Below are 25,841 nucleotides of genomic sequence, written 5' to 3'. Positions count from 1 at the left end.
TCCGAAATTCATGAAAAGCGGCCAGCCAGATAGAAGGGGAAAAGATGAAAAGGATTAAGAAGGGGGAGCTAGCTGATGGTTACATGCAAGACGATAAAGGAGATTCGTGATTTCGTGCGTAATGCGCGGAACGGAGGCAAAACGGTTGGCTTTGTCCCCACAATGGGCTACTTTCACGAGGGCCATCTCACCCTCATGCGAACCGCGCGCAGTGAGAATGACACCGTGGTCGTGAGCATTTTCGTGAATCCCACGCAATTTGGCCCTCAAGAGGATTTTGCCCAATACCCGAGGGACCTTAAACGAGATCTTGAACTCGCTCAAAGCGTGGGGGTTGATGCCGTTTTCGCGCCAGAAGTCGAGGAAATCTACCCTAAGGACTATTCCACCTACGTCGAGGTCAAAGGGCTCAGCGATAAGCTCTGTGGCCGCTTCAGGCCGGGTCATTTCAGGGGTGTGGCCACGGTGGTCTTAAAGCTATTCAATATTGTCCAGCCCGATCGCGCCTATTTTGGGCAAAAGGACGCGCAGCAGCTCCGGATAATGCAACGGATGACGGAGGACTTGAATCTCGCCGTGAGGATCGTTCCCGTCCCAACAGTGAGGGAGCCTGACGGGCTGGCCATGAGCTCGCGCAACGTTTACCTCTCCCCTGCCGAAAGGGAGGCCGCCCGGATCATCCCGCAAAGCCTTGAGGCTGCGAGGCAGGCTATCGATTCCGGTGAACGCAGCGCTGCAAACATTGTAGAAACTGTAAAGCGTATGCTTGAATCTTGCCCCATCGCCCGCATTGATTATGTGGAAGCCTGTCGCTTTTCCGACCTGGAGCCACTCGATAATCTCGCGGGTCAGGGTGAGGTTCTCCTCGCGATTGCCGTAAAAATAGGGAAAACCAGGCTTATTGACAATATCATCATCGAGGCATCCGAAGATCGAGGTGTCCGGAAATGCTTGTAACCATGCTTAAATCCAAAATACATCGCGCCACGGTCACGGAGACCGACCTTAATTATGTTGGTAGCATAACCATAGACGAGGAGCTCCTCGATCTTGCCAATATCCTCCCGAACGAAAAGGTCGAGGTATTCAACTTGAATACCGGGGCGCGGTTCGAGACGTACGCTATACCAGGCGCGAGGGGCACGGGGGTCATCGGGCTAAATGGCGCCGCTGCGAGGCTCGCCCTGCCAGGCGACAAGGTTATCATTCTCGCCTACGGCCTGGTGGATCAGGAGGAGGCAAAGAACCTTAAGCCCGCAATCATAATTTTGCATGATGATAACCGCTATATCCCATGATCTATCTTTTGATCTATCTTTGCCACAAGGTCTTCTCAGAATCGAAGACTCCACGCTTTATTAACTGGAGTCTGGTCAGGCTTATTTGTGGCTATGGTTGAGAGGCTTATGGGGGAAATAGAGTTTAGCACCTGCCTGTGTGCGAATCAAGGATACGATAGAAAAGCTCCATCTCGATGCTTTCCCGCACGGTCAAGGCCAGCCTCTCGTAGGCTCTTTCGTGCTCGCTCTCCGAGGAATCGATGGGGCCGAGGAGAGGTTGAAGGCCCTTTCGTTCCCTGAGCCAGTTGATGAAGCGACGCCGGAACGAATCGTTATCGAAAATGCCATGCAGGTAGGTGCCAAAAACGAGGCCGTCCCCCCTGATAGCCCCGTCCGAGACCGAGACATCCCTCCCTGAGCGGGAAACGATCCGTAAAAGCGGCCGCGCCTTGGGACCGGGACGCGAAATGCCCATATGGATCTCGTAGCCCTTAACCTTCCTCCCGGCCAGCCCCGCGAAGGGTCCATGATCCACTTCGATCAGCGCCTCCGCCTGGTGGGTCATCTTGTCGGGCTGCAACTCAGTTACCACATCGAGCAGATCTAACCCCTCAATACTATCCCGCCTCGACTCGAGGCCCAGGGGATCTCGCAGCTCGCGACCGAGCATCTGGTAGCCGCCGCATATCCCAACCACGGGCACCCCCGCCTTTGACAGGGCCACGATCTCGCCCGCGCGCCCCGTTTCGCGGAGGTATGCGAGGTCATCTATGGTGTTCTTGGTTCCAGGTATTATAACCGCGTCTGGCCGGCCGAGGCTCTCGCCCCTTCGAATATAATGGACCTCTGTCTCAGGCTCAGTCTCGAGAAGATCAAAATCAGTGAAATTGGAAATATGAGGCAAATAGATGACGGCTATCTCTATACCTTCACCTTTAACGCCTTTGGACCACGTAACGCCCTCAGACCTTGCGCAGAGGCTGTCCTCCTCAGGCACCCTGAAATCCATAAAATACGGCACCACACCCAATACTGGGATACCAACCAGCCCGGTCAACATATCAAGCCCGGGCTTTAAAAGTTCCTTCTGGCCTCGAAACTTGTTAATGATAATGCCTTTTATTCGCCCCCTCTCCCAGGGTTCGAGCAGCTCCAGCGTTCCAACAAGGTAGGCGAACACCCCGCCCCGATCGATATCGCCCACAAGGATCACCGGAGCGCCTGCCTCCACAGCAACGGGCATGTTGACGATATCGTTATCCCGCAGATTAACCTCAGCGGGGCTCCCAGCCCCTTCGATAACTACGATGTTGTATTCCTCGCGCAGCCGCCGCAGGGACTCGGTGATCGCCTTCCAACCAACGTGCTTCTTGAAACGCATGTACTCTTGCGCCGTCATGTTACCGATGGCCCTGCCGTGAACGATGACCTGGGCCACGGTGTCCTCGACGGGCTTGAGCAAGATGGGGTTCATGTCAACCGTCGGGTCTACCCGCGCCGCCTCGGCCTGGACCGCCTGAGCGCGGCCGATCTCCCCGCCGCCCGCCGTTACAAAGGAATTGAGGGCCATGTTCTGGGCCTTGAACGGCGCCACCCTATAGCCATCCTGAGCCAGGATGCGACACAACGCAGCCACCAGGACGCTCTTGCCCACATCAGAGGCAACCCCCTGGACCATTACCGTCTTCGCCAGCCCCATGCCTCGATTCATCCCTTCCTCACACCGATCAGCCCGTATATCGCGTCCATATTGAGGCCCCTGCGCACCAGGGCCGCAAGCTTATCAAAATTCAACTCGCGCAGAGCCCTGCTGCTTGTCCCCTCCATCATAGATAAGGGGCTCAGGCCTTTCTTGCGGCGCAAGTGATTTATAAACGCCCGGCGAAAACCATCATTGTCGAAGACTCCATGCAGGTATGTCCCCATCACGAGCCCGTCCGGGCTCACCGCCCCCTCGAAACCAGCATCGGAGCTATCGTTGACACGGTCACCGTTACTAGCGGTCGTGGTCAAGGTCGGGACCTCATCTTGCACCTGGAACACAGGGACCGCATCTCCCAGCAGGGTCGTCCTTCCCATGTGTATCTCATAGCCGGAGATCTCCTGGCCGGCGAGCTCGCCAAGCCAACCCGCGCGAGCGATAACCCGTCCTCTGACGCGGATGGTCCGTTTACCAGGGTAGAATGTCGTCTCCGTGGGAAGGAGCCCGAGGCCTGGAACCTCGTCCGGGGCACCGCCATCGTCACCGCAGCCATTACCGCCACCATTGCCGCCGCCAGTCCCGGCCGTGCCTGCCTCGGTATGATAGGGATCGCGGAGCACGCGCCCCAGCATTTGATACCCGCCGCAAATGCCCATAACTTGGGCCCCCCGCCTCACTCTCTCGATTATCTCCGCCGCATAGCCAGCCTCCCGGAGGTAGCGCAGGTCGCTGATGGTGTTCTTTGTCCCGGGGATGATGATGGCATCTGGGCCAAAGCCACCCCCGCTCGCGATGCCTTCCAGGGACTCCCCTGGTCTTATATATCTCACTCGCACCCCGGGCTCCCTGGCGAGGGCGTCAAAATCCGTAAAATTGGAGATGTGGGGGAGTCGTATCACGGCAATCTCGATACCCGCCGCTGCAGCCGCCGCAGCCACTGCAGCCGCTGGACCCGCGCCCGGAGCCACTGCCGCCCCTCCAGCGGCCGCCGCCATGGCCTCGAGACTTGCTGGCCGCTCAATCGAAACGGAATCCTCCTCGTCGATGAGGGACTCGTCGATATATGGCACGACACCCACAACGGGCTTGCCCGTTCGCCGCTCCAGGATCTCAATGCCTGGACGCAATATCTCAAAATCGCCGCGGAATTTATTCAATACGCTCCCGGCTACGAGACCCCGCTCATCCTCCGGCAGGAGCGTGAGCGTCCCCACGATGGCCGCAAGGGCGCCGCCCCTGTCGATATCAGCAACCAGCAAAACGGGGGCGTTCGCCATCTTCGCAACCCTCATATTGGCGACATCGCGATCCCGCAGGTTGATCTCGGCTGGGCTCCCGGCGCCCTCGATCACGATGATATCAAACTGGGTCCTCAATCTCCCCAGCGATTCCTCAATGACGGGCAGGGCTACATTTACGAAATCGCGCCGCCCCTCTCCTGCGTCTACATCGGCCCAGGGCCTTCCCCGCATTATGACTTGAGAGGTCATATTCCCCTTGGGTTTCAACAAAAAAGGGTTCATGTCGGCCGTGGCCTCGACCCCGGCCGCCTCCGCCTGGACGCCCTGGGCGCGGCCTATCTCCAACCCGTCCCTCGTAACATAGGAATTCAAGGCCATATTCCATGCCTTGAAGGGCGCCACACGATAACCATCCTGGGCGAATATCCTGCAAAGGGCGGTTGCCAGCACGCTCTTGCCTACGTTTGATGCAACCCCCTGGATCATGAGGGCTTTTGCCGGCATTTTCGCTACCCCCCCCTTCACATCCACCGAATGAATTGTGAGATAGGCTATGAATGGGTTATAAAATGATTGAACCCCCGGGCCTCAAGCCTTTGAACTTCCCCACCGGGGTGGACGAGCGATACGCCTTCCTCCCGCGGGCGGATCTCGCCGATAGCGGTAACCTGCGTTCCAGTTTCCTCCCTCACAGCCTTGATTATGCCGTCCACCGCGCCTGGCCGCACCGTAAAGAGAAGCTCATAGTCTTCTCCGCCAGTTAGAGCCCAGCGCAGAGAATCCTTACCCAGGGACCTGGCCACGGCCAGCGTTGCCTCGTCAATTGGAATGCGATCGGCCAGTATCCGGGCTCCAACGCAGCTTCGCTCGCAGATGTGGTTGATTTCGCTCGCAAGCCCGTCGCTTATATCTATCATGGATGTAGCCTTGCCTGTCCCGGCGATCACACGTGCCTCAGCTATCCTGGGGTCGGGCTCTAGATGCGCCTGCAGTACGCGCCCTTCATACCTCTCATAACCACGGGGATAGGCCGGCTCATAGCTCCCACCGACTTTTCCGGGACTGCAACCGCCCTCATCCGATCCCGACACCTGGCTGGCTGGCCTTGCGTCTCTACAACTTATCTCCCCGCCCAGGTCCTTGCCCATCTCCTCGTCCCTTGAACTAAGCAGGAGCCCCAACCCCGCCGCAGAGGCGCCGAGGTGGCCTGTCACCAGGATTATGTCGCCGGGCCGGGCGCCGCTGCGCAGGAGGATCTCGTTCTCCGCGGCCAGGCCAAGCACGGTAACGTCGACAACCGTGATCTCCGAGTGGACGGTATCCCCGCCGACTAGGCTAACTCCCCAGCGGGTAGCCATGTCCTTCATGCCCCGGTAGACCTCGTCCACATACTCCACGGGCAGCGAAGAGGGAACGCCTATGCTGACCAAGAAGAATCTTGGCAGCCCGCCCATGGCAGCTATATCGCTCAGGTTGACGGCCAGGGCCTTCCTGCCCAGCTGGTAGGGGGTGATCTTGTCCCTGAGGAAATGGCTCCCCTCTACAAGCATATCAATCGTAACCAGGAGACGCAAGTCGCCGCCCACATCGAGAACGCAGGCATCGTCTCCTACCCCCTCCACCACGCCGGGTCCAGGAAGAACACCCTGCGTAATCCGCTTGATGAGCCCGAATTCCCCTATTTCTCCGATTTGCAAGCCGGCCACCCCCAAAGCAGATTTCTATCTTACTAAAAACGCCCTCATTCTCGAGATGGTATTCTCACCCTCCGTTGCTGCCGCCTATGGGGCATGGGGGGCTATCATGCTCGCCTTAACCCTGCGCACCTCCTGCAGGAGCTCCAGCGCGGCAGCACTTACATCAGGCGCGCTGACCACCGCGGAGACAACGGCGATTCCCGCAGCTCCCGCCCGTATAACCTGCTCGACATTGCCTTTATTCATCCCGCCGATGGCCACCACGGGTATTCGCACGCTTTCGCATATCCTCCGCAAGCCTTCGATCCCTATGGGAGCCGCATCGATCTTTGTCGGGGTGGCGAATATCGCGCTTGCTCCCAGGTAATCGGCGCCATCCTTTTCAGCAGAAATAGCCTCCTCTACAGTGGAGACCGATACCCCGATGACCTTCTCGCGCCCCAGCATCTTTCTTCCGAGTCTAGGAGGCATATCCTCCTGGCCCAGGTGCACCCCGTCCGCGTCGATGGCCAGGGCAACATCCACCCTATCGTTTATTATGAGTATCCCGCCGGCCCTGTGGACTATCTCCTTGAGCCTCAGGCCGGTATCGATCAGCTCCCTCGTCGTCATTTCCTTGTCGCGGAGCTGGATCACCCTCGCGCCCCCGGCGACGGCTGCACTGGCCACAACCTCGTGGGAGCGGCCATGCGCGAGCTTCCGGTCGGTAACTACATATAGGTCCCATATATCCCTGTTCAAATTCAAACTAACCAGGTCCGGGTTATTCCGTTTCAATGCATTCCCACTCAAAGCTTATCCGCCTCCGAAGCCTTGAATACCTGCACCCTTGCCCTTGCTCGCAAGGTATCCTCGCTCATATTGTAAACCTCGTCGAAGAGGGCCGTCTTGAAGCTGCCGGGCACGAGAGACTTCTCCGCCGCCAGCTCGCCGGCCACGCCGAACAACGCCAGGGCGCCCGTCGCCGCCAACATATGGTCGATCTCTATCGCCGCGAACGCGGCCACGATTGAGGTTGACATGCAGCCCGTCCCCGTGAGATTTCCCATGAGGGGGTGGCCATTGTCAATGGCCGCTATCGTGTCGCCATCGGAGACAAAATCGCGCTTGCCCGTGATCGCGACTACGAGCCCGTACTCCCTTGCTACGTCGCGGGCTATCTCCGCGGTATTTCCCTGGACGCCGGCCGCATCAACGCCTCTCACCTCGGCGCGGCGGCCTCCCAGGATAGAGACCTCGGCAGCATTGCCCCGGAGGATATCTATTTTAAGTTCGGCGAGGAGCCTCCGGGCGCTGTCGGTCCGCAGCCTGGTGGCCCCTGCCCCAACAGGGTCCAAGACAACGGGCACGCCGAGCTCGTTTGCCCGTTTTCCGGCGATCAACATGGCATCCACAAGCCCAGGAGTGAGCGTCCCTATATTCAATACCAGGGCTCTCGCCATGCCCACCATCTCCGCCACCTCTTCGGCAGCGTGGGCCATAACCGGGGAGGCTCCTACGAAGAGGGTGATGTTGGCCGTATCATTCATGACAACCATATTGGTAATGTGGTGGATGAGCGGTCGCTCGCGGCGAATGCGCTCGGGAATGCCGGCTATCTTGTCCAGGTAGGAATCGTTTAGACGAATATCATTCATGGTGCAGACCTCCATTATCTCTTGTATCTTTTGTCTCTCGTGCGGTGAGGAAACCCTCCACCAGCTTCATCGCACAGTAGGGACCGCACATCGTGCAGCCCTCTCCAACCTCCGGCAGTGCATCGCCTGCGAGGCAGCTCTCAACCTTTTGAGGGTCTATGGCCAGCTCGATCTGGCGCCCCCAGTCAAGTGCCTTGCGGGCGCTTGACATCTCCCTGTCCCAATCCGCCGCCCCCCTGACCCCCTTCACGAGGTCGCCCACATGGGCTGCGATCCGGGCGGCGATGACACCTTCTCGCACCTCCTCCAGGGTCGGCAGTCGCAGGTGCTCGGCGGGGGTCACATAGCAGAGGAAATCAGCACCAAAGCTTGCGGCAAGGGCCCCGCCAATAGCCGAGGTGATGTGATCAAATCCCGGCGCCACATCCGTAACCAGCGGCCCCAGGACGTAAAACGGCGCTCCCTGGCAGAGTTGCTTCTCAAGGCGCATATTCGCCTCGATCTGGTCAAGCGGCATGTGCCCGGGCCCCTCGATCATCACCTGGACCCCCGCATCCCGCGCCCTCTGGGCGAGCTCCCCCAGGATGACCAGCTCCTGAACCTGCGCCCTATCGGTGGCATCAGCTATAGCGCCTGGCCGCAATCCGTCTCCGAGGCTCAGGGTGATGTCATATCGCAGGGATATATCCAGGAGGCGATCGAACTGCTCATAGAGGGGATTTTCCTTCTCGTGGTGCAGCATCCACCCAACGATGAACGAGCCACCCCTGCTCACGATGTCGGTCACCCTCCCCTGCCTGCGCATCCTCTCCAGACTCTCCATCGTAAGGCCGCAGTGGACCGTCATGAAATCCACACCATCCCTGGCCTGCCTCTCGATGACCTCAAAGAGGCTGTCTGCCTTCATGGCCACGATCGCGCCGTCCCGGGCCCTTGCCTCCACCGCGGCCTGGTAGATCGGCACCGTCCCAAACGGGGTACGGCATCTCTCAAGCAAACCCCGCCTTACCGTGTCGATGTCGCCGCCAGTGCTGAGATCCATGATGGTATCCGCTCCAGCCGCAAGAGCGGCCTCGAGTTTGGTTACCTCCGCTTCCATGGCCGGGTAATGCTCAGACGTGCCGATATTGGCATTAACCTTTGTACGGAGCCCCGATCCTATGCCGCAGGGGTCAAGTCCGGCATGATTCGGGTTCGCGGGGATTACGATCGTCCCTCCGGCCACCCCCTTAAGTATCTCCTCCGGTGCGGTATGTTCCTTCGCAGCAACCATCCGAATCTCCCGGGTTATGGTGCCGCCTCTTGCCATTTCAAGTTGCGTCAATGTTTTCACCTCCAGCAAAATAAAACCGCGGACCAGTTACGGTTCGCGGTTTCGCATCTCTCTTTCCGTTTCAACTCAACGAAATCACTTCCCTACGCTGGTATTACCCAGACACCGGATGCTGTGGCGCCTCGCATGTCGCCCTCCGCGTTCCTTGCAGGATTGCTCGCAGGGCAATTGCGGCGCGTCACCCGGCGTAAATCAGGTTCAAGGGGTGAGCAGGTTGCCCCTGCATTCTCAGCCTCGCAGCAGTAGAAGCTCCCCCAGTGATCCTTGCGCTATTCAGTTTTCCGGCAGTGACACCTGATTTAACTTACTTATGTCCCCGGTACTCTCGCTATCCGAAAATCCGGCGGGCTCTTGTACATTGCCCTAAACTCAAATGCTCAAATATAAATTCGACAAATAAAACCAGATTCCTGCTCCCTTTCCTATAAAATCCGTCGGGTGCCGTGCATCGCCATCACGATGCCATGCTTAGGAAGTAGCTGTGTATCCTCAAATCGCCCGTCAACTCCGGATGAAAGCTCGATGCCAGGAAATGCCCTTGCCGCGCGAGAACGGCCTTCCCATCAAGATACGCGAGCGCCTCAACCTCCGGGCCCGTCGCCTCGATGCGGGGAGCCCGGATAAATACCCCCTTGAAAGGGGCCTCGCCGATGGCCGGGATGCGGAGGTCCGCCTCGAAGCTCTCCACCTGGCGTCCATAGGCGTTTCTCATGACCGTGATGTCCATCATTCCAAGGACCGGCTGCGAGCTCGATAAAACGTGCCCTGCAAGGAGAATCAGGCCAGCGCAGGTGCCGTATATTGGCATCCCGGAGGCTGCAAGCTCCCGTATCCTCTGATCCAAGCCATAGCGGGCCATTAGCTTGCCTATCGTTGTGCTCTCCCCGCCCGGAATGATCAGCCCGCGCACGCCCTCGAGATCCTCGGGCTTTCTAACCGCCACGGCCCGGGCGCCGCACATCTCGACGCTCCGGGCGTGCTCTATGAATGAACCCTGTAATGCCAGAATACCTACCTTAATTCCTGCAATCCCTGCTCCCATTTTTGTTACCAGCCGCGCGTCTGGATGCGCTCCTCCTCTCTCATGCTGCCTACATGAATACCGCGCATGGCCTCTCCGATCCCCTTTGAAACCCTCGCCAGGACCTCCGGGTCATTGTAGTGCGTGGTCGCCTCAACTATGGCCTTCGCCCTCGCTGCAGGGTCTTCCGACTTGAATATCCCCGAGCCCACGAAGACGCCATCCGCCCCCAGCTGCATCATCAGCGCCGCATCCGCGGGTGTCGCGATGCCGCCTGCGGCGAAGTTTACCACGGGAAGTCTGCCCGTCCGTGCGACCTCCACCAGGAGATCATAGGGTGCCTGAATCTCCTTTGCGATAGTCATCAGCTCCTCCTCTGGCAAGCCAGACACGCGCCTTATCTCGTCCATCATACAGCGCATGTGCTTGACGGCCTCGATAACATCCCCTGTGCCCGCCTCCCCTTTAGTCCTGATCATGGCGGCACCCTCGCCTATCCTCCGCAGCGCCTCGCCGAGGTTCCGGGCTCCGCATACAAAAGGAACCTTAAAGGCATGCTTGTTGATGTGGAATTTGTCGTCCGCCGGCGTCAGCACCTCGCTTTCGTCGATATAGTCCACACCTATGGCCTCCAAAATCTGGGCCTCCACGAAGTGCCCGATGCGCGCCTTGGCCATAACAGGGATAGTTACCGCCTCCATGATCGCCTCAATGACGGCCGGGTCCGCCATGCGGGCCACTCCCCCAGCTGCCCGTATATCCGCCGGCACCCTCTCGAGCGCCATCACGGCCACGGCTCCAGCATCTTCAGCGATCCTGGCCTGCTCGGGGGTGGTTACATCCATTATGACCCCGCCCTTGAGCATCTCTGCCATGCCCTTTTTAACCGTCCACGTTCCTGTCGCTCGTTCGTTTCCATCCTGCACCATGGAAAACACCTCCAGCATTCTATTTGAATTTATTTCCTTAATGGATATCAATTGAGATGGATTTCATGAGATGAATTTTATGGGATAGGTTCCGCTACGGTCCGTCAGATCGACACAAAAGTTCACATGAAAAGATAATCCCGGAGTTCGCCTCCGGGATATCAATTACGTTTTTGGGAATTGGTTCATGATCTCAAGGAACTCATTAAGATTCTCTAGGGAACTCCCCTGCTCAAAGCACCTCCGGGCCACCACGGTAGCCCCCAAGATCACCGGCAAGCTCTCTGGCATCCACCCACCCTGGCTGCTTCTCCTGACGATGTGATCCCGGACGTTCTCCGCTCGCGGGATTCAAGATCGCAACCTACATAACACATAACATATGTTATGTTAACATCCGGTCCAGAGAGCCCGGGGTGCGCCTCGGCATCCACCAGCTCTCCAGGGCCAGGGCTCGCCAGTTCGCCAGGCCAGTTTCCCTATAATGAATCTTGACTCATTCCCTGTTCTATGACCCTTCTCCCATTCAGACTTTACTGTCGGCCCCGGATTCCCACCGGCTCCACCGTTGAGGCTGACGGGCTCGTCCTCGCGAGGAGGCATCACCGCCGGTCCGGAATTGGGGAGCGAGCGATGCTAGCTCTCTGACGCCAGATACTCCCCTCACCGTGCCCCGAAGGCAGACTTTTTATCCTTCCGCCATGATTATATGACCTTTCGTACACGTTGTAAAGGGGGATGGAGAGGCCGAGCGGCCGCCTTATCCCCATGTCTGAAGGAAAGGGGCTTGCGTCGGCCTATTTTCGGTCAATGGGCCCGCTCGAAATGGGGCTTTTCGGGGTTTGGCGTCTTCACGACGAGGACACTAAAGGTCTCAGACTTGTTCGCCTTCAGGCCATGGGGAATGCCCCTGGGGCTTACGACGATATCCCCCTCAAAAACCTCTCCCTCATCGTCGCCGATAATGACTGTGCCGGAGCCGGACCGGATATAGAAGAATACATCCACAGGCGTCACATGAGCTGGCAGGGTCTCCCCTGGCTCCAGCACCACGTTCATTATGGCTACGTCCTCAGAGGATAGCACCTTGCGAACCTTTGGCCCGCGCGGTGATGTTGTGACTGGAAGCTCCTCGACTTTGATGATTTGTAACGTGTTCATAATCCACCCTTCCTCCTTGTTTGCTTCTGTAACTATTAAGTCCCTAGTCTATTAAACTGTGGTAATATATAGGCATATCAGATCATACTAATACAGCAACTATGAACCATATGCCCGCCCGGAGCTCGCTCGCCCTCGCCCGCGGTAGCCCCGGGCGTGAAGCAGCAATATCCTATTTCATCGCACTTCCTCGCGATCTGGCTCCAGGCGCCGGGCTCGCGGATAGCCCTGTAAGCCGCTGGATAGAGGATTGTATTCTCCTTGAAGATATGGTCGCGGAGGTGGAAAACGATGAATGATGCAATTTCCCTGAGCCTGTGCTTGAATTCCTCATAGTCCATGGAATTCACCCGCCGGACCAGCTCCAGGAGCTCCTGTTTCTTCGGCCTCATTTCCTCGTGTTCGATCCGCATTACCCTGGTTGGGCCGGTGATGCCGCGGCTTTCCAGCGCAGGGAAGAGGGCGTCCTCCTCCCGTCGATGGTGTTTCTCAGTCTCCACGAGGTGCCTGGCAAGCTCCTCGACCAGCTCTATGTCCTTATCGCTATCCTTATCGCCCGGTGTATACGAATCGCTCTCCCACAGTCTACCCGTGGCAGCTTCCAGCGAATCCAGGAACCCGAGGATTAGCTCGTGCTCTGAAATCAGGGTGTATAGTGGATGGCCTGCACCTGCCCTGCCCTTGAGATCCTCGACCTCCCTCTCCAGGGCCCTCAGATGAACTTCGCACAGGCGTCTCAGCTCCTGCGGGTCGACCCCTCTCTCCAGGAGCTCCTGTTCCGCTAGAGAGAGCTCCACGGGGTCAATGCCCGAGAGGATTCGCCTGGCATCCTCATCAGAAATCGTCCCTTCATTAATACCCTGCAGCGTTTCTGCCAACATTTTGATCTTGTTTTCAACCCTTTCGATCCTTTTAGCTTCGGTCCTTTCAGCCATCGCTGGCCCCTCCTTCCGTCCTCTCCTAGATTTTCTCTTATCAGCCCACGCTATTGATTCCGGCTCATTGATTCCGGTGCCTTCGCATTCACATCCTCCATATTCTTTTTCAAGCTTGCCAGAGTCGTCTGGCGCATCACGAGATCAAGTTTTTGCTGAGCCTCATGCCAAACGGGGAGTAACGGGCAGAGCTCCTTCAGGGAGCACTGGAACTTCCCCTCGAGGCATGGCTTAATAAGGAGCGGCTCCCCCGCGGCAGCGATAACATCATAGACGTTTATGTCCCCCGGGTCAACGGCGAGCTTAACGCCGCCCCTTGCCCCGCGAGCAGAGGTTGCCCAGCCCTTCCCCGTCAGGAGCGCCATAAGCTGCGGCATATACTTCGGGGGAATGCCCTGTCTCTCGGCGATATCCTTCGATGATATATATCCCTCGGTGGCGTTCTCAGACATATCCAACAAGATCCGCAAGAGGTATTCAACTTTATTGGTAATCACGGGGTATCCCCTTTCATGTTGTTGGCATTGATACTATTTTTAACACTACTGACGTTATCAAGTAGAGTCTATAGAGAGCCAAGAGATCCGATCTAAAGAGTAATATGAGATGCAGTAATGAAGCAAAGTTTAATATAACTTATCTACTAAGTAATATTATACATATACATATCCCTTTGTCAAGACCCCCAAATCAAATAGATTCCCCTTAACTTTTTTATCACCAACTCATTATTATCAACGCCTCGACTTATGATATAGATTTCCATTTCCGAAGGTAACCTTGTGCCGCAACGAGCACCGTAATGAGTAATCTCTGGCCCCCGTCATACTGTATACTGCAGCATGTCTTCCCAAGAATATGCCGCAAGTCTTAGTACACTTTTTAAAGACGTGTTGCAATTAGTAGCATCAGACCCATCAATGCTGTAGTATATACCCTCCTTTACGCCACTCATTGCAGCATATTCCGCCCGGACATGCTGCATGGTGCAGCACATTTTACATAGATATACTGCAGTGTACAGTACCTTCAGCTCGGAGGGGATATACTGTCAGATGTACTAATTCATCGGATATATTGGTTCCAGCCCGCCTGGAGGGAGGTGCCGGGGAAATGGCCAGAGGAAAAGTGAGTTACCAACACCTCGCCGATGTGCGATGCGTTGCGCAAGCAGGCCACCAATGCAAAGAAGGAGGAAGAAGAGATATAGAAGAGAATATATACAGGCTAAGGTTATATTCTATATCTTACTCGGTATGGGTGGGCAGCGAGGCAAGAATGCAAGGCAAGGATAAAAAGTAAGGATAAGGAACATGGAAAGGGAGGGAAGAAAAGATAAGAACGGTAGCTATGATGCCCGGATTTACACGAAACGCCTCCCTTCTTAAAGAGACCATCTTCGTCTCCCGGCCGAATCGTTTCCTAGCCATCGTGCGCCCCCGCCCCGGAAACAGCTTCGCCGGTGATGCCAGTGATGGCTTGATATATGCCCATGTGGCGGACCCTGGCCGGCTCGAGGAGCTCCTGGTGCCCGGGCGGAGGGTCTATCTTGCCCCGGTGGGCTCTTCTCCGGATTCGCCTCCGGGGCGGCCGGGTGGTCCGAGCAGTATCGTCCGGCGCAAGACGGCCGCTCCCCGTAAGGCCGCCCGCCGTAGGACCGCTTATGATCTCGTGCTGGTCGATTTCGATGGCACGCTCCTCTCCGTTGATTCCCGCGTGCCCAATGAGATTGTATTCGAGGCCTTGCAAATGCGATTCTTCAAGGAGCTCGAGGGTTACTCCATCATTACGCGCGAGGCCAGGTACGGCGAGGGCCGCCTGGACTTCCGGCTATCCAGGCCCTCGGGACGGGATTGCCTCATTGAGGTGAAATCCGTCACTCTCGTGCGAGAAGGCCGGGCGCTATTCCCAGATGCCCCTACCCTTCGCGGCGCTCGCCACATGCGTGAACTGGCGAGAGCCGTGGCCGGGGGACTTGAAGCCATCGTAATCTTCATCGTGCAGCGGGGAGATGCACATGTATTCTCACCCAACGACACAACCGACCCGGAGTTCGGCAGGGCCTTACGGGAGGCGGCAGAAGAAGGTGTAGAAATATGGGCGTATGCCTGTTGCGTTACCCCGGCTGCTATCCGGCTTGATCGCAGGATACCTGTGATTCTATGAAGGAGTCCCAGGAGGGTGCTGATCTTAGACCGAAATTGCCTGTGGGGGAAGGCATCCAATGCCAGAACCTTCCCGGCGGCCATAGCCAGGAATGGCGAGGTGAGTCTCACCTGCTGACAGGAAATCCGGGGGCACTTTGCAAATATGGAACTATGAGATCATGATATGAGATCATGAAATAAAATTATGCAAAATTATGTATGAAAGAAGAAATTTATGGAAAAAATACCATGATAGTATGGTAGTGCTAATGCGAGGTAGGAGGCACGGTGGGGGGACGGAGCATGATCTTGATTGGGACCTCGGGTTTCAGCTACAAGGATTGGATAGGCGAATTCTACCCCACAGGCATAAAGGCCGGGGACATGCTCCGCCACTATGCCACGCGCTTCCCTGCCGTAGAGCTTGATTTCAGCTACTATACCATGCCGTCAGCGAGGACCATGGCCTCCCTCGACAGGAAAACGCCCGACGGATTTTGCTTTTGCATAAAGGCCCACAAATCTATGACCCATGAGGTGGACCTCAAGGCGCCGCAGGAGGCATTCAAACAGTTTCTCATGGGGATAGCGCCGGTCATCGAGTCAAAGAAGATCGGGTGCGTTCTCCTCCAGTTCCCCTGGGGTTTCAAAAATAGCCCCGAAAATCTCGACTACATCCGCCGGCTTCCAGAGCTTATCCCCGAGATTCCCATCGTGGTAGAATTCAGGAATATAAGCTGGCTCAAGGAAGATATATTCGCGGTCCTGCAGGCAGAGGGTCTCGGCTTCTGTGCGGTCGACGAGCCCAGGCTGAGAGGGCTCGTCCCCCCGATCATAAAGGTTACTTCCCGGGTCGCATATATAAGATTTCACGGGCGAAATGCCGAAAAGTGGTGGAAGCACGAGCAGCCCTGGGAGAGATATAATTACCTCTACTCGGAAGAGGAGCTAAAGGAATGGATCCCACGGATAAAACACCTCGATAGCCTCGTTGACATCACGTTCGTATTCTTCAACAACTGTCATAAGGGCCATGCAGTAAAAAATGCTAGCATATTACAGGCCTGGTTGAAGCAATCGTGACGCAATCCTACGTTAACAGTTAACATTGGATATAGCTTAGTGTTGGTTCATGTCTGGTAGCATAGGGCTTAGGCTTAGGCTTAGGCTTAACCCGGAGATTGTAGGAATGTTGCAGGAATGACGGATGTGAAGATGGTGAAAAATCATGGTGGAAGAGATGTATATTGCCAAATTCCCGGACCTCTGGTAGTATAAGTGCGGGACGATTCGGCGAATCTCCTGGAATGGGGAGTGACGGCTATGCCGAACATGCCGAACCCTGAGCGTCATATTCTCCATGTTGATATGAACGCCTTCTTCGCCGCCGTCGAACAGCATGATAACCCCGCTCTCAAAGGCAAGCCTGTCATAGTGTGCGGCGACCCGGAGGGCAGGAGCGTGGTATCCACGGCGTCATACGAGGCCAGGCCTTTCGGTGTCAAAGCGGGCATGCCTGTCTCGCAGGCCACGCGTCTATGTCCTCAAGGCGTATTTATCAAAGGGCGCATCCAAAGATATGTTGAGGTATCATTGGAAATCCTGAAGATATACCAGAGCTTTACACCGCTTGTGGAGCCCTTTTCTATAGACGAGGCTTTCCTGGACGTTACAGGCTGCGATAAGTTACACGGCCCCCCCATAGAGATCGCAGGTCTCATAAAGGCCCGGATGAAGGGGAAATTCGACCTCACCTGTTCCATAGGAATCGCACCGAACAAGCTCCTTGCCAAAATGGCTTCGGATCTTCAAAAACCCGACGGGTTGGTTTTCATAAGGCGAGAAGATATCCCAGAGAAAATATGGCCTCTCCCTGTAAGGGCATTGATCGGGGTCGGGGAAAAGACTGAGAAGGCCCTCAATCACATGGGCATCAAAACCATCGGTGAGCTAGCAGGATATCCTCTGAATCTCCTGGAGCGAAAGTTTGGCGTTATGGGCCGTGCATTATATGGGATGGCCTGGGGGATGGATGATTCCCCTGTGCGTCCCACAGGTTTCCCGATCAAATCTTTATCGAATGAATACACCCTCCCCAGGGACACCGCCGACCAGGATGTTTTGAAGGCGCATATCCTGAGGCTTTCTGATGAGGTCGGAAGGAGGCTGAGGAGCGCGGGGTACCTTGGCAAGACAATCGGGATCAAGCTGCGGTACGAGGATTTCATAACCATAACGAGGTCCGAGAGTCTAGGGAATTTCACCGACTCCGATAGGACGATATCCCAGAAGGCCTGGGAGATTTTTATTCGCAACTGGCAGAGGTGGCGCAAGGTCAGGCTTGTTGGCGTCAGCATATCCAACCTGATCGAGCGGGGCCGCTATCAGAAACAGCTCTCCCTGTTTGATGATTATCCAAAGGAGGCAAAGCGGGCGGCGGTTGATAGAACTCTGGATAGGATTCACAATAGATTTGGTAAAGATGCGATTATGCGGGCCCGAGTAATGTTCAATTGGGAGGGGGAAACGAGACCAAACACCACTACCAGGGCTGCCAATACCAGGAAGACGCTAAATGACCGGTAACGAAAGAAGGACCTCGTAAAATCAGCCTTCAATGCAGGGGTAGAAATAGAAATCCTCTCCACAGGCTCACCCCCTTCTCCCCGGACCCTCTATATCTTGTGTATCCTGGCTCGATGCGCCCCTGATTATCAGCTCGGATAGTTCTTCTATAGAAGTGTCTTCTTTTCTGACATCCGTTACCTTCTTCCCGCGACTCAGGACAACAAATCTATCCGCATCTAGAAACACATGATGGAGGTTGTGAGTAATGTGAATTACTGAAATTCCCTCCCTCTTTAGCTGCCTCATAAAGTTTGGCACCTGCTCTGCTTCCTTGAGGGAAAGAGCAATGGTGGGTTCATCCAATATGACAAACTTTGCTTTGAAATATAGCATCGCGTGGCGAACCAATATGCACCTTCTTTCCCTCAAAGTATATCTCACCCTCATCGGCCAGGTGATATCCAGATAGCACCTTGATCAAGGTTGATTTACCCGCTCCATTATCCCCAACCAACCCCACAATCTCGGCCGGCCTGACCTCAAAGTCTACCCCAATGAGGGCATGAACCTTCCCAAACCACTTGAAGATGTACTCAAATTGTAGTTCTTGGGGGAAGATAGGCTCTTATTCCAACCGGCGACATCCCGGACCAAACGTAGAGTATCCCCCTCCAGAACATCATTGTGCCGAGAGTCGTTATATATAAATGAATGAAGGAAGGCCGCCTTTACTTGAATTGTCCTATACCTCCCCTTTCATCAATTCCTAATGGTTGCTTCTTGCCGGTCGACTCCAACCAGGGGTGGAGGTGGTCAGAAATTACACGCACCCTGCCGTTCACCGTTCTGCCGTTCTGGCAATATAAAGGGGAGGTATTGACACTCTGTTATATGTTAATTATTATAGAATCATAAATCTTTATATGCCTTAAACACATATATGGATTGGATGTGATCCTGGGATGTGTGGACGTATGGAGAATCACTCTTGCCATAGCCAGCTACCTCACGGATGTAGGTACTCAGGCTCGAGAATTGAACGGTTCATAGAGCCATGCCTTCTCCTACTTTTGCGGGAGAAACCCGCCCATGGATACGATCTCATGGAGCGACTACGGGACTTCGGTTTCGACGGTGAGAATCAGGATCCCGGGATGGTTTATCGCAACTTACGGAGGCTTGAGGAGGATGGTATGGTGCGGTCCGAGTGGGACACTACAGGGTCAGGGCCGGCAAGGCGACTCTATGAAGTAACCCCTGAGGGGAAGGAATTGCTCCAGGCGTGGGTAGAGGTGATAAGGCAGAATATCGTCACCCTAAAATCCTTCTTAGAGCGCTATGATGCCCTGGATACAAAGTGATCCAACCATTCCGCGCACAGAAGGCCGGAGCTATAGGAATTCTTCATAGATTCAACTGAAAAAAGAGCCGGGAGGGAGTGGTTGTTCGTTGTTTACTCAGGTCCTTTACATAATCTCGATTAGCCTTCTTGTCGCATCCTTCGTTAAGGATAAGAATAAGACCCGAGCTGCCCTGGTTAAAGGCCTCCGGGCTTTCCTCAATATCCTCCCTGACTTCGCTACAGTCCTTGCTATCGTCGGGCTTGTATTGACCTTTCTCTCTCCAAACATCGTAGCAGGCCTTATCGGTAGCAAGACGGGGATGCTCGGTATGTTCTTTACATCCGTTGCTGGTGCGATTACCCTGATCCCTGGGTTTGTGGCTTTCCCACTCGCCAAGTCCCTGCTTGACAGGGGCGCGGGGATAATGCAGATCGCAGTCTTCATATCCACATTGATGATGGTGGGCTTCGTGACGGCTCCCCTTGAGATCAGGTACTTCGGGAAGAAAGTAACATTTCTTAGAAATGCCCTGGCGTACCTATTCTCCTTTATCGCAGCCTTTATCATAGGGATGGTGGTTTCATGAGGGGCACCATGCGTATCCCGGAAATATTGAAAAGTCTTGCCAGGATCTACAAGTACTTTCTCTCGATCCTGCTTCTAGATATCGTCATCCTCGTCTTACATCCCGCGACGGGAAAGGAGATATTCAGGCATACCTATTTCAATTTCGCTGAGATGCTTGGTGTTTGCCCACCTATCTTCCTCCTTTTAGGGCTTCTGGATGTATGGGTTCCCAGAGAGACAATCATAAGGTACCTTGGCGAGCACTCGGGCGCGCTCGGCGTGGCACTCAGTATTTTCATGGGTGCCGCCGCTGCGGGCCCTCTCTATGGTGCGTTCCCAGTGGCCGCAGTTATGATGAAAAAAGGGGCGAAGTTTTCAAACGTGATTATATTCATTGGGGCCTGGTCGACTCTGAAGATACCCATGTTTCTCTTTGAGGTATCTGCCCTTGGTGCAGCCTTTGCCCTGACGCGCTGGATCGTAAGCGTAACAGGGATTATTCTCATGACAGTTATCATAGACAGGCTCGTTACGCAAGAAGAGAAATCTAAAATCTACCAGAAACATCAAGAAGGCTATCAGCCTTAGAACCATATGGATCTTTAAGCAGCAAGCGTACAGCCAACTGTGATGCCCTGCAGCGCTGCCTTTCTGGTGGCTTAACACCCATCTACACCCCTCGACGCAGAACGGCAGAACGGTATATTGCTGAGCCCCTTTACATGTTCCGAAGTTCGATATATAATAACTATCAAGAAGGCTATTTCTAAACATGAGATTTATAAATTACTAAACTAATGGGGTGTCACCCATAAAATGAACGTCGAGGATATGCTCTTTGAGCTCCATGCAGGAGTATGTAAAGCCCTGGCAAGTCCCAGACGTATACAGATCATTAACCTGCTCCGAGAAGGCGAAATGCACGTCGATGAGCTGGCCTCCAGGATGGGTATCAGCAAAGGCAACGTTTCCCAGCATCTTGCGATCTTGCGTGAGAAAGGGATTGTTGTGTCACGCAAAGAGGGGTTGAATGTCTTCTATAAAATCGCTAACCCCAAAATCATTCAGGCCTGCGATCTTATGCGGGAAGTGATGCTGGAAAGGCTTACGGAGACTCTCTCTGCTACACAAAAGATATTGCAAATTGGCAAAACTGAACGGGGGTAAGATGAAGTGAAGATCGGCATGATCATTCAAACAAAGGATCCAGAAAAAGCCTGGAATGCCTTTAGATTTGGGGAGAAGGCCTTGAAAGACGGTCACGAGGTGAGAACATTCCTCCTTGGCGAGGGCGTTGAATGCGAAGAAATCACCCATGAGAAATTTAAGGTCCGTGAACAAATGCTGGCCTTTTTGGATGCCGGCGGACAGATTCTAGCCTGCGGTTCATGCCTTAAGCTCAGGCAGAAGAATCCCGACGAGCTATGTCCTCTTTCCACGATGCAGGACCTGGTTAACCTTGTGGTATGGTCTGACCGGGTTGTGACTTTTTAGGCTATCCCGATTCTTAATGACAGGCTACCTTATGCGCCCGCCTCTTTTAATACCCCCCACGACAACGATTCCTCCTGAGCGCGAGTTTTTAGAGCAGGCCTTATAATGAAATTTGTACCCAAAAGCAGGATTCTGTCAATTTGTACCGAAAGATAGGTTGGATAATCTGTACGATGTATTTTCAATTAGTGGCTCTACACCTGGGGTTCAGGCCGTCTTCTCTAATCGAATTTTAATACAAGACCCTATGATGGGCGGATAGTAATAAATAATAGTAATAAATATTAGATACAATCGGAGATGGGGCTCGCTTAACCCTCGTTATTAGGGCTGATAGCTCCTACCAGGGAATAAAGGGGAAAGGTACTGGTAGGGGTTTTTGATTTAGCTGATATTGCAGCGACATAACATCATACAGGAGGTCCTCAAAGTGGAACGGGAAGCGGTTGATCTCTTGGTCAATTCCAGGGGATGAGAACTGTCTACACCGGATAGAGGCTGCGTCCCTTACCTGCTGAGAATAAGGGTCTATCTGGGTAGCGGACAGCTTACGGGTAAGAAGTTCACACAAGGAACCAGGGGGGCAGTCTAAGACAAGAAGTCGTAGCGGTGGAATTCCGCTATGCCTCAGGGGGGATCAAGACCTGCCCCTGCCAACCTAAGGCCATTGTCTCAAGAAAGCCCCAAAACTTCAAGCCCTGGGCTGTGGATATGGCGCATCTGTGGACTTATGGATAACCCCTTCGGAGTTACCCACAGGGTCTACAGATGCTTGGACAACGCTACGCGTTGACCACATACCCACAGCCCCGGCGACGACTATTTTATAGTTATATTTCTTGGAGTCTCTGTGACTTTACCTATAGCATACGAGGGATTATAAGTATTATTAAGTATAAAGAAGTAACGGGAACGGTAGCTAATGGGAATTAACGATGGAGTAGGAGGAACGAAGGAACGGTCAAGACAGAGAATAGCCCTTATATATTTCCTGGTAGCTTTCGGGCTTATTTCTAGGCAGGTAGCTAAATCTGAGGATGAAGACGGATAGATTATATCACTTGAGGTTGAGGCTCAAACGTTTTAGATCATTGTACGAAGAACATCGTAAATTTCTTCCTGGAAAGAGTTAAAGGCCAAAATCTCCTGCTCACCGTCGACGAACAGGTGGTGCCAGAGCTCCAGGATCATGAGGGTGTATATCTGTCTACTATGGACCCAGCTGAGCCGTACTCATTTGGAGCCTCCATCTCTGACGATCCCTACGATTAGAAAGGTGGCCAATTATGCTGGAAGTGCTGATTTCAAAGCTGACCGACAGAACATTCAATAACCGCGTGATGAAGCTCATCACGCTTCTAATATCTTGGGAGTCCTGGCGGCAATCGATTACTCTGCAGAGGGGCACTACATAAATGTCGCCATAGACTTCCTCTTTTTTCTGCCTATCATGCTTGCAAGCCTCATCTCGCTGCCATTTGGGCTCGGGATCGCAGGTATAAGTGCGGTAGCGCGGTTTGTGGCAAATCCACTCTTGGCTCGCACCTTTGACGTTCCATCGGACATCAAGAGCGCCGAACACATTTTCACTTTGCTGCTCGCCTGGGGCATCTATTCATTTGTGGCGCTTATCATACACGAACTTATAGAGATGAGAAGAATGGCCCTTCAACGGGCAGAGCAATTGGAGGATACGTTTTTGGGGACCGTCATCGCCCTGAGTAAAGCCCTCGATGCCCGCGACCACTATACCGCGGAGCACTCGAGAAAAGTGGCTGAATACTCAAGGTCCATCGCGGAGACAATGGGGCTTCGCGCTTCTGAGCAAAAGGCTATTTACCTCGCAGGACTGCTTCATGATGTGGGGAAGATCGGGATCCCCGGGGCGTATCTTCACAAGCCCGGTAAGCTCTCAGATGAAGAGTGGGCGGAGATACGAAAACATCCACTCCTGGGTTATGAGATCCTCCAGGACATCCCCGGGCTTGGCGATATTGCCCGCATGATATTGCACCATCACGAGCGGTTCGACGGCCGGGGCTATCCCCACAGAATAGACGATGGAGACATACCGTTGGGCGCGAGGATCCTTTGCGTAGCTGATAGCTTTGATGCCATGACCTCGGAGCGGATTTACAGGCCGGCTATACCGAAAGAGGCGGCTATCGTGGAGCTTAAGAGATGCTCCGGCACCCAGTTCGATCCACAGGTTGTAGAGACATTTTGCCATTACCTGGAAAGGCTAACCTCAAAAGCTGTTTTTTGTTCAAATAAGGTCGCTGAACCTTTAGCGGCGGGTTCTCTTGGGAGGTAGCAATGGATGATCCACAAAGAAGCGGTTTTTAATGCCTACGTTTGCGAGAATGGAAAACAAGTTTTCGCCGCTGGGCATTTCACAAGGCTTACACGCGTTGCAATCGGGCTTATCTGCCTTTGCCTTTATGTCATTCCTGTGTGGAAGGAGCTTGGAGAGGGCGGTAAAGAGACCTTTAAAAATACGATCTGGCATATTTACTTCCTGCCCGCGATTCTCCTGGCCTATTACTATGGGTTTAAGGGCAGCCTGGCCAACGCCATTATAAGCACGGCTGTCGTCCTCCTTACAGAGAATGAGAAGAGAAGGCTCTTGATAAACCTTGGAAGGATTGGATTTGCAGATACCTTCTTGATGCTCGGGCTCACAGTTTTAGCTTCCCTTTGCGTTGGGTTTATGGCAGAGAAGTTGAGGAGGCGAGAACGGGAGCTGTGGAGAGCCTATGAGGGAGCTATAAGGGATAACTTCACCGGGCTTTACAACCATGGATACTTCAAAGAACGGTTGAGATTTGAACTAAATCGTGCAAGGACAGCCTCTCAATGTCTATCGCTAGTCTTCATAGATGCAGACGATTTTAAAGACATAAACGACACTTACGGCCATCCTGAGGGGGATCGAGTATTGCTTCTTCTATCAGAGGCTATTAAGGCTAATCTGAGGGACAAAGATGTTCTGGCTCGTTATGGAGGAGATGAATTTGTGGTGATACTGCCCGATACGGACAAGGAAAGGTCGCGGGCCATAGCCGAGAGGCTGAAGGCTTCCATAGCGTCAGTCCCCTTCCCACACAAGCGACTCACTATATCAGTTGGAATCTCTACCTTTCCCGAGGATGCCGATAGCCCCTCCGACCTGATACAGGCGGCCGATGACGCGCTCAGGAGGGCGAAGAAGCAAGGCAAGGACAGGGTGGTAGCTGCCCCGGGTCGCATGGGGTAAACCCGTTAGACATCAATATGATTGTCGGTGCTATTCCAATATAAACCGTTCGATTTCTCTATTGAATTTATCAATCTCGTCAATGAAGGGAGCATGACCGCTTTCTGTAAATATAATCAATCTGGCCTGGGGAAGGTGGGCGGCCATCCATGTCGCCGCCTCGAGGTAGGTTATATCGTCCCTGGCGCCGTGAAAAATTGCAGTTGGAACCCGGATTTTAGGGACAAAGTCCCGGAGGTCGGCGTCCCGCAGGGACATCAAGCTGCGTGTAGCAGCGACCCAGGAAGCCTCCATGATTATCTCCCAGATCCAATGCTTAGTCATCCTACCGACGGTATCACTTTTAAATATGGCTGAAGAAAATTCTTCGGCTAATTCTGGTCGTTGGTGACGTAGACCAGTTAACCAGGCTTGGATAGTATCCAAGGGCAAGCCATAGGGCCAATCAGGGCCAGCCACATATTTGGGCACAGCTCCAGCTACAGATACAAACTTGGCTACCCGGTCTCCGAAGAGTCTCAAATACTCTATGCCGATAGCTGCTCCCATGGACCAACCCACCAGGGTGACTTCCCATAAATCCAGTTTCCTTATGAAGTTTTGTATGTCATTGGCATACTCCTGATAAGAATAGGCGCTGAAGGGTTTATCTGAACTTCCGTGACCCCTCAAATCCAGAGCTATTGTACGAAAGCGGTAGGCCAACTCCGAAGTTTGGTAGGCCCAGACTTTGTGGCTCATAGTCCAGCCATGGAGGAAAAGAATAACCGGCCCTGAACCCCAGTCTTCGTAAAAAAGCCGAATACCCCTGGCAACCTCAATATATGACATAGAGGTTTAGCCCCCTTTTAGATGAACCTTCATTTTTTAGTAATTCTATTCATCTTTTTACGCTGTTATGCGGTCTCTTGTTCATGCGGTAGCGTCTCGTGCTGCTTTTAGCACTACAACGACCGCGCCGGTCGTCGCCAAGGCGCCTGCCCATTGTCCGATGGCCCCGATTGCAGTCCATGTTGGCGACTCCCAATGCGGTTCTAATCCGGCAAAAAGCAATAGAGATGTGACCGGTGACCTCATGCGCTCTCCTCGTTTAATAACCCCCACGATAATGCTTCCTCCTGAGCGCAGGTTTTGGGATCAGGTCTTGTAATAATTTTTACCAAAAAAAGCAGGATTTTGTCAATTAATATCGAAAATATAAGTTGGATAGATCATCCAATATGCTCCTAAGTAGTCAATCATCCCCGACTAAGTCGGAGGTATGATGCCTCGCGGTTGACCAGCCTTAGCACCAGAGCTGAAGGACAAAGCGACTCATGAGCATGATACTAGTTCGGCAGCAATGTTGGGTAGAACCGGCGATGGGGTTCGCCTAACGCCTGATATTAGGGCTGATAGCTCCTAACAGTGACTAAAGGTGGAGAGGTATTGGTAGGGACTTCGTTATGGTGTTAAATTTTCTAAAGAAGGAAAAGGGTTTTAACATGGGTCGAGAGTGCAAGGTCTCAGGACGGGTCGAAATTTGGTTGC

At 54.0% G+C, this 25,841-nt stretch carries 25 protein-coding genes, 1 pseudogene and 1 riboswitch; of the genes and pseudogenes, 13 read left to right on the top strand and 13 right to left on the bottom strand.

Annotated elements, in window-relative coordinates; genetic code table 11:
• Positions 1–75 precede the first annotated feature (75 nt).
• Both HPY71_04095 and HPY71_04090 read left to right on the top strand, forming a co-directional pair.
• Positions 76–957, top strand: coding sequence for a pantoate--beta-alanine ligase (locus HPY71_04095; GenBank protein ID NPV52687.1), 882 nt, complete (start codon positions 76–78; stop codon positions 955–957).
• Positions 948–1,298, top strand: coding sequence for an aspartate 1-decarboxylase (locus HPY71_04090; GenBank protein ID NPV52686.1), 351 nt, complete (start codon positions 948–950; stop codon positions 1,296–1,298). The genes HPY71_04095 and HPY71_04090 overlap by 10 nt, the downstream gene beginning before the upstream one ends.
• 124 nt (positions 1,299–1,422) lie before the next feature.
• Here the strand turns inward: HPY71_04090 and HPY71_04085 are convergent, their stop codons facing one another.
• The 11 genes from HPY71_04085 to HPY71_04035 all read right to left on the bottom strand — a co-directional run bounded on the left by HPY71_04085 (position 1,423) and on the right by HPY71_04035 (position 13,433).
• A complete protein-coding gene (locus tag HPY71_04085; protein NPV52685.1) occupies positions 1,423–2,979 on the bottom strand; it encodes a cobyric acid synthase in 1,557 nt (518 codons plus the stop codon).
• A gap of 8 nt (positions 2,980–2,987) precedes the next feature.
• Positions 2,988–4,727: a cobyric acid synthase gene (locus tag HPY71_04080; protein NPV52684.1), complete on the bottom strand. Its 1,740-nt coding sequence runs from the start codon at positions 4,725–4,727 to the stop codon at positions 2,988–2,990.
• A 47-nt stretch (positions 4,728–4,774) separates the two neighbouring features.
• Complete coding sequence (gene thiL, locus HPY71_04075; protein NPV52683.1) at positions 4,775–5,920, bottom strand: thiamine-phosphate kinase; 1,146 nt, start codon at positions 5,918–5,920, stop codon at positions 4,775–4,777.
• Positions 5,921–6,004: 84 nt separating this feature from the next.
• Entirely contained in the window at positions 6,005–6,667 is a 663-nt protein-coding gene (thiE, locus tag HPY71_04070; GenBank protein ID NPV52682.1) for a thiamine phosphate synthase, read from the bottom strand.
• 41 nt (positions 6,668–6,708) lie between these two features.
• Positions 6,709–7,557 (bottom strand): hydroxyethylthiazole kinase, encoded by an 849-nt coding sequence (thiM, locus tag HPY71_04065; GenBank protein ID NPV52681.1) that lies wholly within the window; start codon positions 7,555–7,557, stop codon positions 6,709–6,711.
• On the bottom strand, positions 7,550–8,881 hold the full coding sequence (thiC, locus tag HPY71_04060) for a phosphomethylpyrimidine synthase ThiC (GenBank protein ID NPV52680.1): 1,332 nt from the start codon (positions 8,879–8,881) through the stop codon (positions 7,550–7,552). The genes thiM and thiC overlap by 8 nt, the downstream gene beginning before the upstream one ends.
• Positions 8,882–8,953: 72 nt before the next feature.
• Positions 8,954–9,156, bottom strand: a riboswitch (TPP riboswitch).
• Positions 9,157–9,344: 188 nt separating this feature from the next.
• Positions 9,345–9,932, bottom strand: a complete 588-nt coding sequence (pdxT, locus tag HPY71_04055; protein ID NPV52679.1) for a pyridoxal 5'-phosphate synthase glutaminase subunit PdxT — start codon at positions 9,930–9,932, stop codon at positions 9,345–9,347.
• Between the two features lie 5 nt (positions 9,933–9,937).
• Positions 9,938–10,840: a pyridoxal 5'-phosphate synthase lyase subunit PdxS gene (gene pdxS / locus HPY71_04050; GenBank protein NPV52678.1), complete on the bottom strand. Its 903-nt coding sequence runs from the start codon at positions 10,838–10,840 to the stop codon at positions 9,938–9,940.
• 807 nt (positions 10,841–11,647) lie between these two features.
• Positions 11,648–12,001 (bottom strand): cupin domain-containing protein, encoded by a 354-nt coding sequence (locus HPY71_04045; GenBank protein NPV52677.1) that lies wholly within the window; start codon positions 11,999–12,001, stop codon positions 11,648–11,650.
• A gap of 77 nt (positions 12,002–12,078) precedes the next feature.
• The gene (locus HPY71_04040; protein NPV52676.1) at positions 12,079–12,936 is read right to left on the bottom strand and encodes a DUF438 domain-containing protein; all 858 of its coding nucleotides are present in this window, start codon (positions 12,934–12,936) and stop codon (positions 12,079–12,081) included.
• Between the two features lie 50 nt (positions 12,937–12,986).
• On the bottom strand, positions 12,987–13,433 hold the full coding sequence (locus HPY71_04035; protein ID NPV52675.1) for an Rrf2 family transcriptional regulator: 447 nt from the start codon (positions 13,431–13,433) through the stop codon (positions 12,987–12,989).
• 616 nt (positions 13,434–14,049) lie between these two features.
• Between HPY71_04035 and HPY71_04030 the strand changes: the two genes are divergently transcribed.
• From HPY71_04030 to dinB, 4 genes are all read left to right on the top strand, one after another.
• On the top strand, positions 14,050–14,238 hold the full coding sequence (locus HPY71_04030; protein ID NPV52674.1) for a hypothetical protein: 189 nt from the start codon (positions 14,050–14,052) through the stop codon (positions 14,236–14,238).
• A gap of 48 nt (positions 14,239–14,286) precedes the next feature.
• Complete coding sequence (gene sfsA, locus HPY71_04025; protein NPV52673.1) at positions 14,287–15,102, top strand: DNA/RNA nuclease SfsA; 816 nt, start codon at positions 14,287–14,289, stop codon at positions 15,100–15,102.
• A gap of 284 nt (positions 15,103–15,386) precedes the next feature.
• Positions 15,387–16,166 carry a DUF72 domain-containing protein gene (locus tag HPY71_04020; GenBank protein NPV52672.1) on the top strand — a complete coding sequence of 260 codons (780 nt, stop codon included), beginning with the start codon at positions 15,387–15,389 and terminating at the stop codon, positions 16,164–16,166.
• 195 nt (positions 16,167–16,361) lie between these two features.
• Positions 16,362–17,669, top strand: coding sequence for a DNA polymerase IV (gene dinB, locus HPY71_04015; protein NPV52671.1), 1,308 nt, complete (start codon positions 16,362–16,364; stop codon positions 17,667–17,669).
• 66 nt (positions 17,670–17,735) lie between these two features.
• Here dinB and HPY71_04010 read toward each other — a convergent pair.
• Positions 17,736–18,270: pseudogene (locus HPY71_04010) on the bottom strand (ABC transporter ATP-binding protein).
• A 355-nt stretch (positions 18,271–18,625) separates the two neighbouring features.
• Between HPY71_04010 and HPY71_04005 the strand changes: the two are divergent.
• The 7 genes from HPY71_04005 to HPY71_03975 all read left to right on the top strand — a co-directional run bounded on the left by HPY71_04005 (position 18,626) and on the right by HPY71_03975 (position 24,311).
• Positions 18,626–19,012 (top strand): PadR family transcriptional regulator, encoded by a 387-nt coding sequence (locus tag HPY71_04005; protein ID NPV52670.1) that lies wholly within the window; start codon positions 18,626–18,628, stop codon positions 19,010–19,012.
• 88 nt (positions 19,013–19,100) lie between these two features.
• Positions 19,101–19,580: a permease gene (locus HPY71_04000; GenBank protein NPV52669.1), complete on the top strand. Its 480-nt coding sequence runs from the start codon at positions 19,101–19,103 to the stop codon at positions 19,578–19,580.
• A gap of 8 nt (positions 19,581–19,588) precedes the next feature.
• Positions 19,589–20,149: a permease gene (locus HPY71_03995; GenBank protein ID NPV52668.1), complete on the top strand. Its 561-nt coding sequence runs from the start codon at positions 19,589–19,591 to the stop codon at positions 20,147–20,149.
• 228 nt (positions 20,150–20,377) lie between these two features.
• Entirely contained in the window at positions 20,378–20,728 is a 351-nt protein-coding gene (locus HPY71_03990; GenBank protein NPV52667.1) for a winged helix-turn-helix transcriptional regulator, read from the top strand.
• Positions 20,729–20,740: 12 nt separating this feature from the next.
• Positions 20,741–21,055 (top strand): DsrE family protein, encoded by a 315-nt coding sequence (locus HPY71_03985; GenBank protein ID NPV52666.1) that lies wholly within the window; start codon positions 20,741–20,743, stop codon positions 21,053–21,055.
• Positions 21,056–22,505: 1,450 nt separating this feature from the next.
• Positions 22,506–23,369: an HD-GYP domain-containing protein gene (locus tag HPY71_03980; protein NPV52665.1), complete on the top strand. Its 864-nt coding sequence runs from the start codon at positions 22,506–22,508 to the stop codon at positions 23,367–23,369.
• Positions 23,370–23,375: 6 nt separating this feature from the next.
• Positions 23,376–24,311 carry a GGDEF domain-containing protein gene (locus HPY71_03975; GenBank protein NPV52664.1) on the top strand — a complete coding sequence of 312 codons (936 nt, stop codon included), beginning with the start codon at positions 23,376–23,378 and terminating at the stop codon, positions 24,309–24,311.
• Between the two features lie 30 nt (positions 24,312–24,341).
• Here HPY71_03975 and HPY71_03970 read toward each other — a convergent pair whose 3' ends face one another.
• A complete protein-coding gene (locus HPY71_03970; protein NPV52663.1) occupies positions 24,342–25,142 on the bottom strand; it encodes an alpha/beta hydrolase in 801 nt (266 codons plus the stop codon).
• Positions 25,143–25,841: the final 699 nt, after the last annotated feature.

The sequence above is a fragment of the Bacillota bacterium genome, assembly GCA_013178125.1.
Lineage (GTDB): Bacteria > Bacillota > SHA-98 > Ch115 > JABLXJ01 > JABLXL01.
The sequence above is the reverse complement of the archived record's forward strand: the minus strand, read 5'-3'. Positions and strand labels throughout refer to the sequence as shown.